Annotated in this window: 15 protein-coding genes and 1 tRNA gene; 14 read left to right on the top strand and 2 right to left on the bottom strand. The window is 68.4% G+C overall.

The genetic code is table 11. The annotated features are described in order from the left end of the window. The first annotated feature begins 2 nt into the window (after nucleotides 1-2). The 13 genes from FHY05_RS07995 to FHY05_RS07935 all read left to right on the top strand — a co-directional run bounded on the left by FHY05_RS07995 (nucleotide 3) and on the right by FHY05_RS07935 (nucleotide 12,608). Entirely contained in the window at nucleotides 3-617 is a 615-nt protein-coding gene (locus FHY05_RS07995) for a hypothetical protein (RefSeq protein WP_183943839.1), read from the top strand. Further along, on the top strand, nucleotides 617-829 hold the full coding sequence (locus FHY05_RS07990) for a hypothetical protein (protein WP_183943838.1): 213 nt from the start codon (nucleotides 617-619) through the stop codon (nucleotides 827-829). Before FHY05_RS07995 ends, FHY05_RS07990 begins: the two co-directional genes overlap by 1 nt. Before the next feature lie 8 nt (nucleotides 830-837). Next, the gene (locus tag FHY05_RS07985) at nucleotides 838-3,243 is read left to right on the top strand and encodes a hypothetical protein (protein ID WP_183943837.1); all 2,406 of its coding nucleotides are present in this window, start codon (nucleotides 838-840) and stop codon (nucleotides 3,241-3,243) included. A gap of 7 nt (nucleotides 3,244-3,250) precedes the next feature. Beyond that, on the top strand, nucleotides 3,251-3,757 hold the full coding sequence (locus tag FHY05_RS07980) for a hypothetical protein (protein ID WP_183943836.1): 507 nt from the start codon (nucleotides 3,251-3,253) through the stop codon (nucleotides 3,755-3,757). Between the two features lie 306 nt (nucleotides 3,758-4,063). After that, complete coding sequence (locus FHY05_RS07975) at nucleotides 4,064-4,273, top strand: hypothetical protein (RefSeq protein WP_183943835.1); 210 nt, start codon at nucleotides 4,064-4,066, stop codon at nucleotides 4,271-4,273. A gap of 162 nt (nucleotides 4,274-4,435) precedes the next feature. Further along, nucleotides 4,436-4,783 (top strand): hypothetical protein, encoded by a 348-nt coding sequence (locus FHY05_RS07970; RefSeq protein ID WP_183943834.1) that lies wholly within the window; start codon nucleotides 4,436-4,438, stop codon nucleotides 4,781-4,783. Nucleotides 4,784-4,857: 74 nt separating this feature from the next. Further along, on the top strand, nucleotides 4,858-5,988 hold the full coding sequence (locus FHY05_RS07965) for a site-specific integrase (protein ID WP_183943833.1): 1,131 nt from the start codon (nucleotides 4,858-4,860) through the stop codon (nucleotides 5,986-5,988). Nucleotides 5,989-6,023: 35 nt separating this feature from the next. Next, a tRNA-Leu gene (locus tag FHY05_RS07960) sits at nucleotides 6,024-6,108 on the top strand. 58 nt (nucleotides 6,109-6,166) lie between these two features. After that, the gene (gene tig / locus FHY05_RS07955; protein WP_183943832.1) at nucleotides 6,167-7,885 is read left to right on the top strand and encodes a trigger factor; all 1,719 of its coding nucleotides are present in this window, start codon (nucleotides 6,167-6,169) and stop codon (nucleotides 7,883-7,885) included. A gap of 144 nt (nucleotides 7,886-8,029) precedes the next feature. Continuing rightward, nucleotides 8,030-8,992, top strand: coding sequence for a glycosyltransferase family 2 protein (locus FHY05_RS07950; RefSeq protein WP_311732407.1), 963 nt, complete (start codon nucleotides 8,030-8,032; stop codon nucleotides 8,990-8,992). 56 nt (nucleotides 8,993-9,048) lie between these two features. After that, the gene (locus FHY05_RS07945; protein ID WP_183943830.1) at nucleotides 9,049-9,738 is read left to right on the top strand and encodes an ATP-dependent Clp protease proteolytic subunit; all 690 of its coding nucleotides are present in this window, start codon (nucleotides 9,049-9,051) and stop codon (nucleotides 9,736-9,738) included. A gap of 253 nt (nucleotides 9,739-9,991) precedes the next feature. Further along, entirely contained in the window at nucleotides 9,992-11,257 is a 1,266-nt protein-coding gene (clpX, locus tag FHY05_RS07940; protein ID WP_183943829.1) for an ATP-dependent Clp protease ATP-binding subunit ClpX, read from the top strand. A gap of 250 nt (nucleotides 11,258-11,507) precedes the next feature. Further along, the gene (locus tag FHY05_RS07935; protein WP_260181397.1) at nucleotides 11,508-12,608 is read left to right on the top strand and encodes a calcium:proton antiporter; all 1,101 of its coding nucleotides are present in this window, start codon (nucleotides 11,508-11,510) and stop codon (nucleotides 12,606-12,608) included. Between the two features lie 10 nt (nucleotides 12,609-12,618). Here FHY05_RS07935 and FHY05_RS07930 read toward each other — a convergent pair whose 3' ends face one another. Together FHY05_RS07930 and FHY05_RS07925 are read right to left on the bottom strand one after the other, a co-directional pair. Further along, entirely contained in the window at nucleotides 12,619-12,879 is a 261-nt protein-coding gene (locus tag FHY05_RS07930; RefSeq protein WP_183943828.1) for a hypothetical protein, read from the bottom strand. Then, a complete protein-coding gene (locus FHY05_RS07925) occupies nucleotides 12,849-14,630 on the bottom strand; it encodes a M1 family metallopeptidase (protein WP_183943827.1) in 1,782 nt (593 codons plus the stop codon). Before FHY05_RS07925 ends, FHY05_RS07930 begins: the two co-directional genes overlap by 31 nt. Here FHY05_RS07925 and lon point away from each other — a divergent pair. After that, complete coding sequence (gene lon, locus FHY05_RS07920; RefSeq protein WP_183943826.1) at nucleotides 14,629-17,025, top strand: endopeptidase La; 2,397 nt, start codon at nucleotides 14,629-14,631, stop codon at nucleotides 17,023-17,025. The genes FHY05_RS07925 and lon overlap by 2 nt on opposite strands. Nucleotides 17,026-17,101: the final 76 nt, after the last annotated feature.

The following is a 17,101-nucleotide window of genomic DNA, read 5'->3' as shown; positions in this document are numbered from 1 at the left end:
CCATGAGCTTCGGCAAGTGCAAGCGACGCCTCCAGTCGATCATCAACCGGCGCGACCTCACCGACGCTCTCGCCGGAGACTTCATCACGGACGCCATCGCCGACATGGAGCGCAAGCTCCGCATCGGCTGCATGGAGACCATGCTCACCCAGGGCGAGTGGGACGGCGAGCGCAACGCCATCATCGTCCCCACCGGCTTCCTGGAGGGGATCAACCTGTTCACCGACACGACCGAGCTGGTCCAGGTGGACATCGCCCAGTTCCTTGCGATGCGCGAGACCGCGGGCGTCCCCACCCACTTCGTGAAGATCGGCGACCGCTGGCTCCTGAAGCCCACGCCGGCCCCGAACACGAACGTCTACTTCCACTACTACACCCAGTCGCCGCCGCTCGCCGCGGATGACGACGAGAACGTGTGGACACGCTCGGCGCTCAACGCCGTCGTCTACACGGCCGCGGTCCTCGCCGCCGACCACTTCCAGATGGAGGATGAGTACGCCCGGCGCTTTCAGGCCCGCGCGGACGGCTACGTCGCCGACATCTCCGGCCAGGACCTCGACGAGAAGTGGTCCGGCCGCATCAACATCCCACTCCCCACCGACCGAGGCGATTATTGATGTCTCTCGCCCAGACCTCCTTCTACGGCGACGGCGACCAGGAGCGCCTCCGAGGCCCCCGCGGGGAGCCCGGCAAGGACGGCATCCAGGGCCCTCCCGGCCCGCTGATCCCCCTCCCGACCTACACCACCAACGCCGCGGCTAAGGCCGCCGGCCTGCCTCTCGGCACCCTCTACATGCGAGCCGATGGGCAGGTGTTCGGGGTCATCTAGGAAACACCATGAACCAGCTCCCCTCCTTCTACGGGAAGGGCAACGTCGACCTCCGCGGCCCCCGAGGCGAGAAGGGCGACAAAGGCGACCAGGGCGAGCCCGGCCCTCGCGGCGAACGAGGAGAGCCCGGCAAGGACGCCACGGGAGGCGCAAGCCCCGCGGACCTCAAGCGCCTCTCCGACGACGTCGCGCTCCTCAAGTCCAACGTGATCGACGAGGTCACCGCACGTACCGATGGGGAGGAGGCTCTCGCCGGCCGCCTCCAGTCCGTCGAGGCCTCGTACGCCAAGCGGACCGACGTCGACTTCGCGCTCGATGCCCGCGTCTCCGAAGAGGCCACCGCACGGGCCAACGCGATCCTCGCCGAGGCCACCACCCGACAGGAGCTTGCGGCGACCCTGCGGTCCGAGACGACCACCAAGGTCTCCGCGGCCATCCAGGTCGAGCAGAAGGCCCGTGCCGACGAGTACGGGGCCATTGCGTCCCGCCTGGGCGCGATCGAGGCCGACTATACCACGGCCGGTGAGGTCGACACCAAGGTCACCGCGAAGGTCTCCGAGGAGGCCCAGGCCCGCGCCGATGCCGTCTCCGCAGTCGCCAGCCGCGTCCAGGCCCTTGAGGCCTCCTCAGGGTCCGGTGGGAGCGGGGAGGACCCTGTCGCCCGCGCCGCGATCCAGGAGGAGGCTCGGGTCCGCGCCGACGCCATCTCGGCCGAAGCGACCGCCCGCCAGAACCTTGAGACCAAGCTCCGGGGCGAGACCTCGGCGGCCGTGTCGAGTGAGGCGCAGGCCCGCTCCGACGCCGTGAGTGCTGAAGCAACGGCCCGCCAGAACCTTGCCGCCACCCTGAGGGGCGAGACGGACCAGAAGGTCGCCGCAGGGGTCCAGGAGGCCACCAGCGCCTCCGCTACGGCCCTCGGGTCCCTCGCGACCCGGACAGCGGCCGTCGAGGCTTCTGTGGGCGGCTCGCCGACCTACCTCAACCGTGCGGCCTACTTCGCAGACTGGCCCGACAGTCGCGGAGAAATCCCGAACGGGTGGGGCCTCGCTACGCAGACGGGAGGCGCCGTTGTCCGACGAGACGGGGTCATCGGTCGGTATGCGATGGAGACCTCCTGGCCTGGCGGCCAGGGCAACCTCTTCCATGCGGTGAGCGGGCTGTCCTTTGGCGATGCCGGAGGCGGAGTGGACCTCGGCATGATGATCGGGCCGGGCTGGTTCGTGGTAGAGGTCGACGTGAGCCTTGTCGAAGGACAGCTCAACGGATCGGGCTGCTACCTCGCCGGATACAACACGAGTGGCGTCGCGATCGTCACCGCTTCGTGGGACTTCGCGCTCCAGCCAGACGCCACCGATACGGCTCCGGGCGCAGGACTAGCAGGGCGCCGCTACCGTTTCGCCCTCCTAGTCGACTTCAGCGTCAACGACCTCGCTTCCCTGCGTTTCCACCCGATGACGGCTTGGGAGTCCTTCCTCCCCAACGTGCCGGCCAAGCGGCTGCGCTGGAACCTGGCGGGCGTCCGGCAGGCCACCGCCGAGGAAGTCGCCAATAAGAAGGCCCGAGTGAGCCTTGGGGCCCTCACCGGCCGCGTCGCCACGGAGGAGACCGTTCGGGCTCAGGCCGATGGCGTTCTGTCCCAGCGGCTCTCGACGGTTGAGGCACGTTTCGACGGGGGCGGTGACGTCGACCAGCGGGTCTCGGCCAAGGTCGCCGAGGAGGCTACCGCCCGAGCGAACCAGGATGGGGCTCTCGCGTCCCGCATCGACACCGTCGAGACCACGGCCAACGGTGCCAAGGCGTCCTTGCAGACCGTCTCCCAGGCCGTCTCGACCCTCGACGGCCGCCAGGAGGTCTACTGGGGCGTCACCGGCACCACCCCGGAAGGGCGGGTCGCCATCGGCCTCCGCAAGAAGGACGGTTCGGCCGGCGAGTTCCTTGTGGACACCAACATGCGGGTCACGGGGGACCTCCTCCTCGACGGCACGCTGACGACCCGCACGATCGGGGCCAACCAGGTCACCTCGACAGCCTACGCGGTCAACGGCACCGAACAGACTTCGCCTGCCGGGAGCGGATTGACGGTGCGGGACCTCGTCTCGACCACGGTGACCTCGTCCGCGACCGACACCTACCTCGTCAACGTCAGTGCGGACTTCGGAGGCTCTTCGCCGACCACGTCCTACCTGTACTTCCGCATCCTCCGGGACGGCGTGGTCATCTACGGCCCGCTCACGATCCGCCCGACTGCCTTCGGCCAGTTCGGCGTCACCTTCGGCGGGATGCTCGCAACCAGTGTCGTCGACCAGCCGGGTCCCGGCACGCACACCTACACGCTCCAGCTCTACGCCGACCAATCGGGGGCAAGCTGGACCAGCTCCTACAAAATCATGACCGCCACGGCGTTCAAGCGCTGAGAACCCAATGGAACACTACATCGTCTACGACACCGTCACCGGCCGCGAGCTGTGGCGAGGAGGGGCCCAGCCGGGCACCTTGGCGGCCATACCGCTCCCGGAGGGCGCCGCCATCGTCGCGGTCCCTCAGGCGGTCATCTCCAGTCCCGAGCTGGACCTCACGGCCCTCAAGGTCGCCGCAGCGGCCAGGATCGACGAGGAGGCCGAACAGGTGCGCCTCCGGTTCCTCACGCCCGGCGCAGGGCAGGGCATGACGTACCTCCGCAAGGAGGCAGAGGCTCGGGCCTACCTGAAGGACCCGAAGGCCCCCACGCCCTTCCTGGCCGCCGAGGCCGCCGCGTGTGACATCACGGTCGACGCTCTGGCGGCCGAGGTCGTCGCGCAGGCAGACGCCTGGGTCCCGGTGGGTGCCGCGATCGAAGGCCTCCGCATGGCCGCCAAGCGCAAGTCCGCTAGCGGTGAGACTGTGGGGGCCATCGTGTCCGCCGCAGCGGTGGCCTGGCCGGCCCCGTGAGGCCCCGAGCGCTCCTCTGGGGCCGTGCGTGGCTCATCGCGTTCGACCAGCTCCTCCACGTCACCTTCGCGGGCCCGCTGTACCTGGCGGGCTTAGCGGCCCTCCCGCGCCCTCAGGAGACCATCAGCTCCGTCGTGGGCCGTAAGTCCCTGGAGGGGCGCCGCTGGGCCCGAGTCGCTGAGAAGCTGCTCGACGGCCTCTTCGAGGCGCTGGGCGAGCCTCCGGGCCACAGTCGCCGCTCCATCATCTCCTTCTGAAATACCCATGGAAGAACACACCTCCCTGATCCTGGACCTCCGGGATCGCATGACTCGCATCGAGACCAAGCTCGACGGGCACAACGAGGCGCACTCGCTCATCGACCGGCGCCTCGACAAACTGGAGGCCGACTCGGCCACCCAGCGCCAGCTCCTCTCGGCCTTCCAGGTCCGGGCGGCTACCGTCGCCAGCATCTTCGCGGGCTTCGTCGCGATCCTCGGCGCAGTCGGCGATCACGTCTGGTCCCTACTTTTCTAACCACCTGTCCCAAAATGCCCCGCCTTTCCTGGCGGGGTCTTTTTTCGTTCCCCTTGTCGCTACAGACGGTCGGTGGAATGGAACCGGACATCATCACTGACGTTCCGCAGCGACTGACAGTTCACCGTTGCAGACCGTCGCAATTTGCAGTAGGGGCAGCACATGGCACGCGAAGCTAACGCATCTCTCGGCCTGAAGAAAATGGATCGGGCGCTCACCGCGTGGCGGCAGGCCACGAGCGGAGCCACCCCGGTCCAGCTCTTCCACACCTTCGTCCTGGTCTGCCTCAACGAGGGGATTGGGGTGCAGGCGCTGGCGGACAAAGCAGGGGCCTCGAAGGGAACGATGAGTCGCCACCTTCTGGACCTCTCGTCGACGCTCAGGAACGGCGAGGAGGGCTACGGGCTCCTTTCGCGCATCCAGGACCCGACGAGCCTGCGGAACGTGCAGTATGTCCTCACCAATAAGGGGAAGCTCCTCAAGAACCAGATTGAGGATGCTCTGGAGTAGAATGATCGACCGCAATCACAGACAGATCACCGGGGGCAGCGCCTACCGGGGTCGGCACAAGGAGGCCTGATCCCGTGGCAATCTATCCCGACAAGAAAGACGGCAAGCTCACCGGGCGGTTCCGGGTCGAGCTACAGCGCGGCAAGGAGCGCTATCGCAAGCGCTGGGACAGCCTGGCGCAGGCGCAGCAGGACGAGAAGGCCGTGCTGGCCTCCTGGGCGGCCGGAGAGGCCCTCCCAGGCCCTGGAGCGGCCGTAGGTGCCCCGGAGGTCCACACGCTCTCCTCGGTCATCCCGCTGGCTAAGGGGATGCTCTGGGCCGGCATGGACAGCGAGTCGGGGTGCTGGCAGCACATGGCGATCATGGAGACGCTCCTCGGCCGCAACCTGCGCCTGGACGACATCGACACCCACACGGTCGACGGGCTCATCAAGAAGCTCAAGGCCCTCGGGAAGGCGGACGGGACCGTGAACCGCTACCTGTCGCACCTCAAGACTTTCCTGACCTGGGCGCAGAAGCGGAAGTACCGAGTCGCGCCCGTCTCGGAGATTGAGTTCTCGTGGCGCGAGGAGAGCGTCGGCCGTATCCGCTGGATCACCGTCGAGGAGGAGCAGGCCCTGGGCGCGTTCCTGACCGGCCGGGATCACCCCAAGGCCCAGCAGGCCCACGCCGTCTGGAAGCTCATCCAGGTCGCCATCGCCACCGGGTGCCGCCGCGACGAGCTGCTCACGGTCGAGCCGGGCCAGATCAACGGCAACCGCCTCCACCTCTGGAAGACCAAGACCGACACGCCGCGCACCGTTCCCATGTCGGACCACACGAGGGACCTTCTGCTCGATCTTCTGCAATCGGGGACAATGCCGACGCGCCGCGGCCTGCGTACCTGGTGGGAGCGGGCGAGGGAGCACATGGGGCTTGCGGAGGACGAGAACTTCGTCTTTCACGCCTGCCGCCATACGTGCGCGACGCGCATGGTCGACGCCGACATCAACGTCTTTGTCATCAAGGAATGGATGGGCCACAAAGTGATCGAAACGACCCTTCGGTACGCACATGTGAAGCCCCAAAATCTTGAGGATGCGCTGGTGAAGGTGGGGAACTACGCTCCCTCGGCCGGCCAAAATCCGCAGTTTTCCGCGGGTTTCCAGCTCCCCCCACCGTCCCCCACGGGTGGGGCATATGGGCACTTTTCCCGAGCCGCCTGACCTGATAGAGCCCCTCGCTCCGAGGGTGCTCCCTTGCGGGCGTGGCGGAACTGGTAGACGCGCCAGATTTAGGTTCTGGTATCGCAAGATGTGGGGGTTCGAGTCCCTTCGCCCGCACCAGTCCCCGCGCTTGACGCGGGGTGGCCATCACTCATCCTATTCCAGACGAAAGCGGCCTATGCAGACTGTCGAGACGTTGAACGAGGGCCTGAAGCGCGCCTACACCGTGACCATCCCCGCCAGTGCGATCGCGGGCCGGGTCGACGCCGAGCTGAAGCGCGTCGCGCCGCAGATCCGCATGCCGGGCTTCCGCCCCGGCAAGGTGCCCGCCAACCTCGTGCGCAAGATGCACGGCCCGGCGTTGCACCAGGACGCGCTGAACACCTCGATCCAGGAGGGCATCCAGGCGCTGATCAGCGAGAAGCAGCTGCGCCCCGCGATGCAGCCGTCGGTCGAGCTGACCGAGGGCTATGAGGCGGGCAAGGACGCCGAGCTCAAGGTCGAGCTGGAGGTGCTGCCGCAGGTGCCGGCCCCCGCGATCGAGGGTCTGAAGCTGGAGCGCCTGACCGTGCCGGTCGACGATGCGGCGATCGACGTCCAGCTCAAGCGCTTCGCCGACATGCAGAAGCGCTGGGAGGATGCCGGGGACAAGGCGGCCGAGACCGGTGACCAGGTGACGATGGACTTCGTCGGCAAGACGCTCGACGGCGTCGCCTTCGAGGGCGGCACCGGTACCGACATGGCGGTCGAGCTCGGCGCCGGCCAGCTCATCCCGGGCTTCGAGGACCAGGTCGTCGGCGTCAAGGCGGGCGACGAGCGCCAGATCACCGTGACCTTCCCTGAGGAGTACGGCGCCAAGGAACTGGCCGGCCAGCAGGCGACCTTCGACCTCACCATCAAGGCGGTGAAGACCGCCGCCGAGAGCGTGATCGACGAGGAACTCGCCAAGCAGCTCGGGCTGGAGAGCCTCGACCAGCTGCGCGGGCTGCTGCGCGGCCAGATCGAGCAGGAGCACAACCAGCTCACGCGCACCTACATGAAGCGCAAGCTGCTCGACCAGCTCGCCGAGGGGCATGACTTCGAGGTGCCGCCGTCGATGGTGGAGGCCGAGTTCAACCAGATCTGGCAGCAGCTCCAGCACGAGGCGACGCACGAGCCCGATCCCCAGGCGGCGCTGGCCGAGATGGAGGCCGAGCGCGACGATTACCGCAAGATCGCCGAGCGCCGCGTCCGCCTCGGGCTGCTGCTGAGCGAGATTGGCCAGGCCAACGGCGTCGAGGTGACGCAGCAGGAGATGAACCGGCTGATCGCCCAGGCCGCGCAGCAGTATCGCGGCGAGGAGCAGCAGCGCTTCGTCCAGTACATCCAGCAGGAGCCGATGGCGGCAGCACAGCTGCGCGCGCCGCTCTACGAGGACAAGGTCGTCGACTTCCTGTTCGACAAGGCCGAGGTGACCGAGCGCGAGACGACGCGCGAGGAGCTGGAGGCGGCGATCGAGAGCGAGGACGGCTTCGCGACCGGCACGCACCATCACGACCACGACCATCACAAGCCCAAGCAGACGCGCGGCAAGAAGAAGCCCGCGGCGAGCGACGGCGAGGGTGGCGCCACCGAGGGCGAGGCGCCCGCGGCCGAGAAGCCGGCGAAGAAGCCCGCCGCGAAGAAGGCGGCCAAGGTCGAGGAGGCGGCCTCGTCCGACGCCTCCACCGGCGAGGCAGCGGCCGAGCCGGTCACGCCCGAGGTGGCCGCGAAGAAGCCGCGTGCCAAGAAGGCGGCGCCCGTGAGCGAGGAGACTCAGGTGCTCGAGTCTGACCCGGCGGCCGCCGCGGCGGCGGCGGGCGCCGAGGCCGCCGACGCGCCGGCACCCAAGCGCACGCGCGCCAAGAAGGCCGAGTAAGCGGCCGACGACGTCGTCGCGTAAGAGCAAGAGCCGGGCTGCCGCGACGCAGTCCGGCTCTTTCACGTTTCGACCGGGATCATCGCCTAGGATGGCGGTAGGGTGTGCGGATCAGGGGCGGCAGGACGGCGGATGCGGAGCGGGGTGAGGGCGGACGGGGCGCGGGCGGCGGCGCGGGTGGCGGTGCTGCTGCCGTGCTACAATGAGGAAGCCGCGATCGCGGACACGATCGCCGGCTTCCGCCAGGCGCTGCCCGACGCGGTCATCTACGTCTATGACAACAACAGCCGCGACGGCACTGTCGCGGTCGCGCGCGCCGCGGGCGCGGTGGTCCGGACTGAGCGGATCCAAGGCAAGGGTGCGGTGGTACGCCGCATGTTCGCCGACATCGACGCCGACGTCTACGTCATGGCCGATGGCGATGCGACCTATGACGCCGCCTCGGCGCCGGCGATGGTGGACCGGTTGCTCGACGAGCAGCTCGACATGGTCGTTGGCACCCGGGTGGGCGACGCGGCCGCCGCCTATCGCCGCGGCCACCGGCTCGGCAACAGCCTGCTCACCGGCATGCTGACGCGGCTGTTCGGGCGCAGCTTCAGCGACATCCTCAGCGGCTACCGCGTCTTCTCGCGCCGTTTCGTCAAGAGCTTCCCGGTGCTGTCGGTCGGCTTCGAGATCGAGACCGAGATCAGCGTCCATGCGCTCGAGCTCAAGATGCCGCTGGGCGAGGTGGAGACTCGCTATTCCGCGCGCCCCGCGGGCTCGGTGTCGAAGCTCAGCACCTACGGCGACGGCTGGCGCATCCTGCGCACGATCGCGACCTTGTACCGGATCGAGCGCCCTCTGTGGTTCTTCGGCGGGGCGGGGGTGCTGCTCGCGCTGCTCGCGGTGGTGCTCGCGCTACCGCTGGCGGTGACCTACGCGCACACCGGGCTGGTGCCGCGGCTGCCCACCGCGGTGCTGGTGACCGGTCTGATGATCCTGGCGGCGCTGTGCGGCTTCGCCGGGCTGATCCTCGACACGGTGGTGCGCGGCCGGCGCGAGGTGCGGCGGCTCGCCTACCTCGCGCATGCCGCACCCGGGCGGGCCCCCGGCGACGGGGCTTGAACAAGCTGGAGCGAGCGCCGATGTTGGCCGCCTTGAGGGCATAAGAGAGTCATTCCATGCACAATCCGTTCGAGACCGGCGATTTCGCAGGCGCTTTGGCGCGCGCCGGCGTCGGCATGCAGCAGACCCAGGCCGGGCTCGTCCCGATCGTCATCGAGCAGTCGAACCGCGGCGAGCGCTCGTTCGACATCTTCTCGCGGCTGCTGCGCGAGCGGATCGTGTTCGTCACCGGCGGGGTCGAGGACGGCATGGCGTCGCTGATCTGCGCTCAGCTGCTCTTCCTCGAATCGGAGAATCCGAAGAAGGACATCTTCATGTACATCAACTCGCCGGGCGGCGTCGTCACGGCGGGCATGGCGATCCACGATACGATGCAATACATCCGCCCGCGCGTCGGTACGCTGTGCATCGGGCAGGCGGCGTCGATGGGCTCCTTCCTCCTCGCCAGCGGAGAGCCGGGCATGCGCGTCGCCACCACGAACAGCCGCATCATGATCCACCAGCCCTCGGGCGGGGCGCAGGGCATGGCGGCCGACATCGAGATCCAGGCGCGCGAGATCCTCCGTATGCGCCACTTCCTCAACACGCTGTACGCCAAGTACACCGGCAAGCCGCTCGAGGAGATCGAGCGCGCGATGGATCGCGACAAGTTCATGAGCGCCGAGGAAGCCAAGGAGTTCGGCCTGATCGACGAGGTGTTCGACAAGCGCCCGGTGCCGAGCGAGGACGTCAGCGCCGCGGCGTGATCGGGTTGACCGGCGCGGCCCGTCGCGCCGCGCCGGCGTCGCGCGGCGGGCTCGGCGCTCCGGGTCAACGCCGCGCCGCTACGCCCTTGAAGCCGCGGGGTCGAGGATAGATATTGCGGTTCGGCGACACCGCGTGACCGCGCCGACCACGGCCCTAATTTACGCGGCTTTGTACGTTGTTGCTTAAGGTGCAGTGCGGTAGCCTGCGCCGCGCCCAGGGCAGGCGCCATGCCTGCGACGAAGGATGATCTGAATGACGAAACTCAGTGGCGGCGATAGCAAGAGCACGCTCTATTGCTCGTTCTGCGGCAAGTCGCAGCACGAGGTGCGCAAGCTGATCGCCGGCCCCACCGTGTTCATCTGCGACGAGTGCGTCGAGCTGTGCAACGACATCATCCGCGAGGAGACGAAGTCGGCGCTGGTCGCGAAGAAGGACGGCGGCGTGCCGTCGCCGCAGGAGATCTGCGACGTGCTCGACGACTATGTCATCGGGCAGAAGCAGGCCAAGCGCGTGCTCTCGGTGGCGGTGCATAATCACTACAAGCGGCTCAACCACGGCGCGAAGGGTGCCGACGTGGAGCTTGCCAAGAGCAACATCCTGCTTGTCGGCCCGACCGGGTGCGGCAAGACGCTGCTGGCGCAGACGCTCGCCCGTATCCTGGACGTGCCCTTCACCATGGCGGACGCGACGACGCTCACCGAGGCGGGCTACGTCGGCGAGGACGTCGAGAACATCATCCTCAAGCTGCTCCAGGCGTCCGACTATAATGTCGAGCGCGCGCAGCGCGGCATCGTCTACATCGACGAGATCGACAAGATCAGCCGCAAAGCCGAGAACCCGTCGATCACGCGCGACGTGTCGGGCGAGGGCGTGCAGCAGGCGCTGCTCAAGCTGATGGAGGGTACCACCGCGAGCGTCCCGCCGCAGGGCGGCCGCAAGCACCCGCAGCAGGAGTTCCTCCAGGTCGACACGACGAACATCCTGTTCATCTGCGGCGGCGCTTTCTCGGGGCTCGAGAAGATCATCGGGGACCGTCTCCAGGGCAAGTCGATCGGCTTCGGCGCCTATGTCGCCTCGCCCGAGGAGAAGCGCACCGGCGAGGTGCTGCGCCAGACGGAGCCGGAGGATCTGCTCAAGTTCGGCCTCATCCCCGAGTTCGTCGGCCGCCTGCCGGTGATCGCGACGCTCGAGGACCTCGACGTGCCGGCTTTGGTGAAGATCCTCGCCGAGCCGAAGAACGCGCTGGTGAAACAATATCAGAAGCTGTTCGAGATGGAGGACGTCAAGCTCGGCTTCACCGACGACGCGCTCACCACGGTCGCCAAAAAGGCGATCGAGCGCAAGACCGGCGCGCGCGGGCTGCGCTCGATCCTGGAGGCGATCCTGCTCGACACGATGTTCGACCTTCCGGGTATGGACTCGGTCGACGAGGTGATGATCGACCGTGACGTGGTCGAGGGTCGCAAGGAGCCGGTGCGCGTCTACGCCGAGAAGAAGAAAGCCGGCGAGGTCGCCTGATCGTCTCTCGGCCGCGCGCGTAGGAGAAGGGGTGAGATCGGCAGGTCTGCCCTGATAGACCGCCGTCCCGGACGAGGCGCGGGATCCCCCGCGTCGTAGTCTCCGCAGGTTTCTTACGGGCGGACTGGTCGATCCTGAGACAAGCGCGGGGGAGCCCCGCACCAGGGCGTCGCGGCATCACCGCGGCGCCCTTCTTCTTTGCTGATGACGTTCGGCGGATCGCACGGGACCGCTCGCGCATTGCCCTGGCATGCAGACGACGATCGACGCCTCATTGCCGCCGTCCCCGACGCTGATGCCCTGGTGGGCGGTCGGTTTTCCGCTTGCCGGCGTGGCCGCGGTGCTCGTCGGCCTGGCCACGTTCGGCACCGTCGGCACGGTGGCGGCCGCGCTGGTCCTGTTCGGCGCGGTGCTCGCCGCGGTTCACCACGCCGAGGTGGTGGCGCATCGCGTGGGCGAGCCGTTCGGGACACTGGTGCTCGCGATCGCGGTGACCGTGATTGAGGTGTCGCTGATCGTCTCGCTGATGCTGTCCGACGCGGGCGACGCATCGGCGCTGGCGCGCGACACGGTCTTCGCCGCGATCATGATCATCCTCAACGGCATCATCGGCCTGTGCCTGATGGTGGGTGGCGTGATCCACGGCGAGCAGCGCTTCTCGCTGCGCGGCGCGAGCGCGGCGCTGTGCACGCTCGCTGCCCTAGCGATCCTGACACTGGTCCTCCCGAACTACACCTCCACCACCGCGGGGCCGAGCTATTCGACCTCGCAGCTGATCCTGGTCGCGTTGGTCAGCCTGTTCCTCTACGGCGTGTTCGTGATGGTGCAGACGCTGCGGCATCGCGATTACTTCCTCGGCGCCGAGGGTGACGAGCATCACGGTGCGGTGCCCGACGCGCGCACGACCTGGATCGCCTTCGGGCTGCTGCTCGTCGCACTGGTCGCGGTGGTGCTGCTCGCCAAAGCGCTGTCCGCCACGATCGAGCGCGCGGTGCTCGACGCGGGGCTGCCGCTCGCCGTGGTCGGCGTGGTGATCGCGGCGCTGGTGCTCGCGCCGGAGAGCCTCGCCGCGGTCCGCGCGGCGCGGCGCAATCGGATCCAGACCAGCCTCAATCTCGCGCTCGGCTCGGCGCTGGCGACGATCGGGCTGACGATCCCGGCGGTCGCGATCGTCAGCCTGGTGCTCGATCTGCCGCTCGCGCTCGGGATCGGTTCGAAGAGCCTCGTGCTGCTGGCGCTCTCGCTCTTCGTCGCGACGATCTCGCTCGGCAACGGGAGGACGACGGTGCTACAGGGAGCGGTGCACCTGATGATCTTCGCGGTCTATCTGTTCACGACGGTGGTGCCATGAGCGGGGCAGCTCACCGTATCCGCTGTCGCGCCGCCAGCGCGATGCCGGCCGCGATCTGCAGCACCGCATAGGCGCGCCGCCGCCCCGGCCGGTCGACGAACGGCGCCACCAGCGCCTCCGCCCCGAGCGCGCGCTCCTGCCACAGCGCGACATGGCGGCGTGGCTGGAGCAGCCCGAGGATCCCGTCACCGATCATGAAGACCGCCGCCATCTCGGCGCTGCGTCGTGCCAGCAGCTGGCTCACTTCGAGGTCGTCGATCGCGTGCGCCATGCCTGATACTCCTCCACCGCGACCGAGCGACGCAGCACGCGCGCCGCCGGGTCGATCGTGACGTGCGCCCCGGCGGGGACGCGCACCTCGCCCGGCACCGCGACGCGGCGCACGTCCTCGCCGACCTGGACCTCGACCGGCATCGCGAAGGCGCGCGGCCGCTCGGTCGTCCAGGCCAGCCGCAGCACGTCGCCGTCACGCCTCGCCAGCAGCTCGGGTAACGCGCGATCGCGCAGATAGGTGTCGAAGAACCAACCGTAATCTTTGCCGGTCACGCGCGCGACGATCGCCTCGAACTCGCGCGTCGAGCCGTAGCGCGGACGGAAGTTGCCCGGGCGCGGGTCCGGGCGACCGTAGACCAGCCGTCGCACCGACTCGTAGAAGGCGGCGTCGCCGATCAGCCAGCGCAGGGTGTGGAGCGTCCACGAGCCCTTGTAGTAGATGTCGGTGCCCGCGCCGCCCTTGGCGGGCTCGTACACCTCCTCCTCGGTCAGCACGCGGTCGCGCACGACCGGCGCGCGGTTGGCGATCTGGTTGCGCTGCGCGTCCAGCATCACGGCATAGCGCGCCTCGCCCTCCCGCCAGCGTCCGTAGAGCGGCTGCATGTAGCTGCCGAAGCCTTCGTGCAGCCAGTAATCGTCCCAGTTGGCGGCGGTGAGCTGGTTCCCGAACCACTCGTGCGAGAATTCGTGATGGAACAGCCAGTCGAACCCCTCCGGCGCCTTGGCATAGCCGTTGCCGTAGGCGTTGATCGTCTGGTGCTCCATCCCCTTGTGGGGCGTCTCGACGACGCCGAGCTTCTCGTCGCCGAACGGGTAGGGGCCGATCACCGCCTCGAAGAAGTCGAGCGTCGGCGCGAACTCGGCGAAGAGTGCGCGCGCCTGCTCCTCCTCGCCGGGCAGATACCAGTAGGCGAGTGGGATCTGGTTGCCATAGCGGCTGCGATACTGGCCCTCGATGACCTCGTAGGGACCGAGGTTGATCGCGATCGCATAGGTGTTGGGCTGGCGTGCCCGCCAATGCCAGATGCTGCGGCCATCGGGCAGCGCGTCGACCCCGAGCAGCCGCCCGTTCGACGGTGCCTTCAGCCCGCGGGGCGCGGTGATGTGGAGTAGTGCCTCGCCTGGCTCGCCCTCGGGGAAGTCGAGACAGGGCCAGAGCAGGTCGCAACCATAGCCCTCGGTGGTGGTCGCCGCCCAGGGACGGCCGTCGGGCGTCCGCGACCAGACGATGCCGTCGTCCCACGGCGCGTTGACCGCGACGTGCGGCGTCCCGTCGTAGACGATGTCGACCGAGGCCGTCGCGCCCCTTGCCAGCGGTGCCGCGAGGGCGAGCTGACCGTCCGGGCGCTGCACGGCGGCGGCTGGGAGCGCGCGGCCGCCGATAGTAACCGAGCGCACCGCATAGTTGGAGTCGAGATCGAGCAGCAGCCGCGGCACTGTCGCCTCGGCGCGCAGGCGGAGCCGCGCGCGCGCCGCCAGCGTACGCCGCGACGGGTCGAGCTCGAACCAGAGTTCGGTCGAGACGAGCCGGAGCGCCGCCTGCTCGGGTGGGCGGACCCCGCCCGAGCGCTGCGTCTGCGCGCTGATCGGCGGCTCCCCCTTCTCGGGGAGGTGTGACCCGCGCGCCGCGGCGGCCCCGCCGATCGCCAGCGCCAGCGCGGGCGCGAGCACTGCCAGATTGATGCGGCGCCCCCACACACCATATAAAGCGCGTTGGCCGTCCTCGTCGGGCGGCGCCGGAGTACCCATGACGTCCACTTTCCCCGTATTGCCGCTTCGCGACATCGTCGTCTTCCCGCACATGATCGTGCCGCTGTTCGTCGGGCGCGACAAGTCGGTCGCCGCGCTGGAGGCGGCCATGGCCGCGGACAAGGAGATCTACCTGGTCGCGCAGCTCGACCCGGCGGAGGACGATCCCTCGCGCGACGATCTCTACACGATGGGCGTCACCGCCACGGTGCTCCAGTTGCTCAAGCTGCCCGACGGCACGGTGCGCGTGCTGGTCGAAGGGAAGGCGCGCGCCACGCTGGAGACGCTGGAGGAGAGCGGCGCCTATCTCACTGCCACGGTCGCGCCGGTCGCCGATACCGCGGTGGAGGGGCCGGAGCTCGCCGCGCTGATGCGCTCGGTGGTCGACCAGTTCGAGAATTATGCCAAGCTCAATCGTAAGCTTCCCGCCGAGCTGGCGGCGCAGCTGGCCGAGATCGAGTCCGCTGGGCAGCTCTCGGACACGGTCGCCGGCAACATCCAGGTTAAGGTCGCCGAGAAGCAGTCGCTGCTGATGGAGGCAGATCCGCTCAAGCGGCTCGAGATGGCCTATGCGCTGATGGAGGGCGAGCTCGGCGTCCTCCAGGTGGAGAAGAAGATCAAGAGCCGCGTCAAGCGTCAGATGGAGAAGACGCAGCGCGAATATTATCTCAACGAGCAGCTCAAGGCGATCCAGCGCGAGCTCGGCAACGAGGGCGAGGAGGGCGAGGGCGACGAGATCGCCGAGCTCACCCAGAAGATCGCCACGCTACGGCTCTCCAAGGAGGCGCGCACCAAGGCGACGGCGGAGCTGAAGAAGCTCAAGACGATGGCGCCGATGAGCGCCGAGGCGACCGTCGTGCGCAACTATCTCGACGTGCTGCTGGGCCTGCCCTGGGGCAAGAAGAGCAAGATCAAGAAGGACATCGCCGCCGCGCAGGCGGTCCTCGACGAGGACCATTACGCGCTCGAGAAGGTCAAGGACCGCATCGTCGAGTATCTCGCGGTGCAGGCGCGCACCAACAAGCTGAAGGGGCCGATCCTGTGCCTCGTCGGCCCGCCGGGCGTGGGCAAGACGTCGCTGGGCAAGAGCATCGCCAAGGCGACCGGGCGCGAGTTCATCCGCCAGTCGCTCGGCGGCGTGCGCGACGAGGCCGAGATCCGCGGCCATCGCCGCACCTACATCGGCTCACTACCGGGCAAGGTCGTCACCAACCTCAAGAAGGCGGGGACCAGCAATCCCCTGTTCCTGCTCGACGAGATCGACAAGCTCGGACAGGATTTCCGCGGCGACCCGGCCTCGGCCCTGCTCGAGGTGCTCGATCCCGAGCAGAACGCGCGCTTCAACGACCATTATCTCGAGATCGACATCGATCTCAGCGACGTGATGTTCGTCTGCACCGCCAACTCGCTCAATCTGCCGCAGCCGCTGCTCGACCGCATGGAGATCATCCGGCTCGAGGGCTACACCGAGGACGAGAAGGTCGAGATCGCCGAGCGTCACCTGATCGCCAAGCAGGTGCAGGCGCACGGGCTCAAGCCCGGCGAGTTCACGCTCACCGACGAGGGGTTGCGCGCGCTGATCCAGCGCTACACCCGCGAGGCGGGCGTGCGCACGCTCGAGCGCGAGGTGGCCAAGCTGTGCCGCAAGGCGCTGCGCCAGATCCTCGAGGGGAAGGTGGCGAGCGTGACCATCACGCCCGACAATCTCGCCGACTTCGCGGGCGTGCAGCGGTACCGCCATGGCCTGTCGGAGACCGAGGACCAGATCGGCGCCGTCACCGGCCTCGCCTGGACCGAGGTCGGCGGCGAGCTGCTGACGATCGAGAGCGTCACGGTGCCGGGCAAGGGCCAGGCGAAGGTGACGGGCAAGCTCGGTGACGTGATGAAGGAGTCGGTCCAGGCGGCGTACAGCTTCGTCCAGGCGCGTGCGCCCTCGTTCGGGATCAAGCCCAGCCTGTTCCACCGCAAGGATATCCACATCCACCTGCCCGAGGGTGCGGTGCCCAAGGACGGACCGTCGGCGGGTATCGGGCTGGTGACCTCGATCGTCTCGACGCTGACCGGCACCGCGGTGCGTAAGGAAGTGGCGATGACCGGCGAGGTCACGCTGCGCGGCCGCGTGCTGCCGATCGGCGGCCTGAAGGAGAAGCTGCTCGCGGCGCTCCGCGGCGGGATCGAGACGGTGCTGATCCCCAAGGAGAACGAGAAGGATCTGGCGGAGATCCCCGCGAATATCCGCGAGGGGCTGCGGATCGTGCCGGTCAGTCATGTCGACGAGGTGCTCAAGCTCGCGCTGACTCAGCCGCTCGAGGCGATCGACTGGACCGAGGCGGACGAGCTGGCGGCGCTGCCTCCCGCCCCGATCACCCCGGTCGGCGGCGAGCTGCATCATTAATTCAGGTTAACGCAGCGCGACTTACTGCCGCCGCGTCCTGTCCCGGGGCGCGGCGGTTTCGTTTGACTCGACGCCG

Origin of the sequence: Sphingomonas sp. BK580, assembly GCF_014194975.1 — a bacterium.
Classification (GTDB): domain Bacteria; phylum Pseudomonadota; class Alphaproteobacteria; order Sphingomonadales; family Sphingomonadaceae; genus Sphingomonas.
This window is presented reverse-complemented; position numbering and strand designations above follow the sequence as displayed.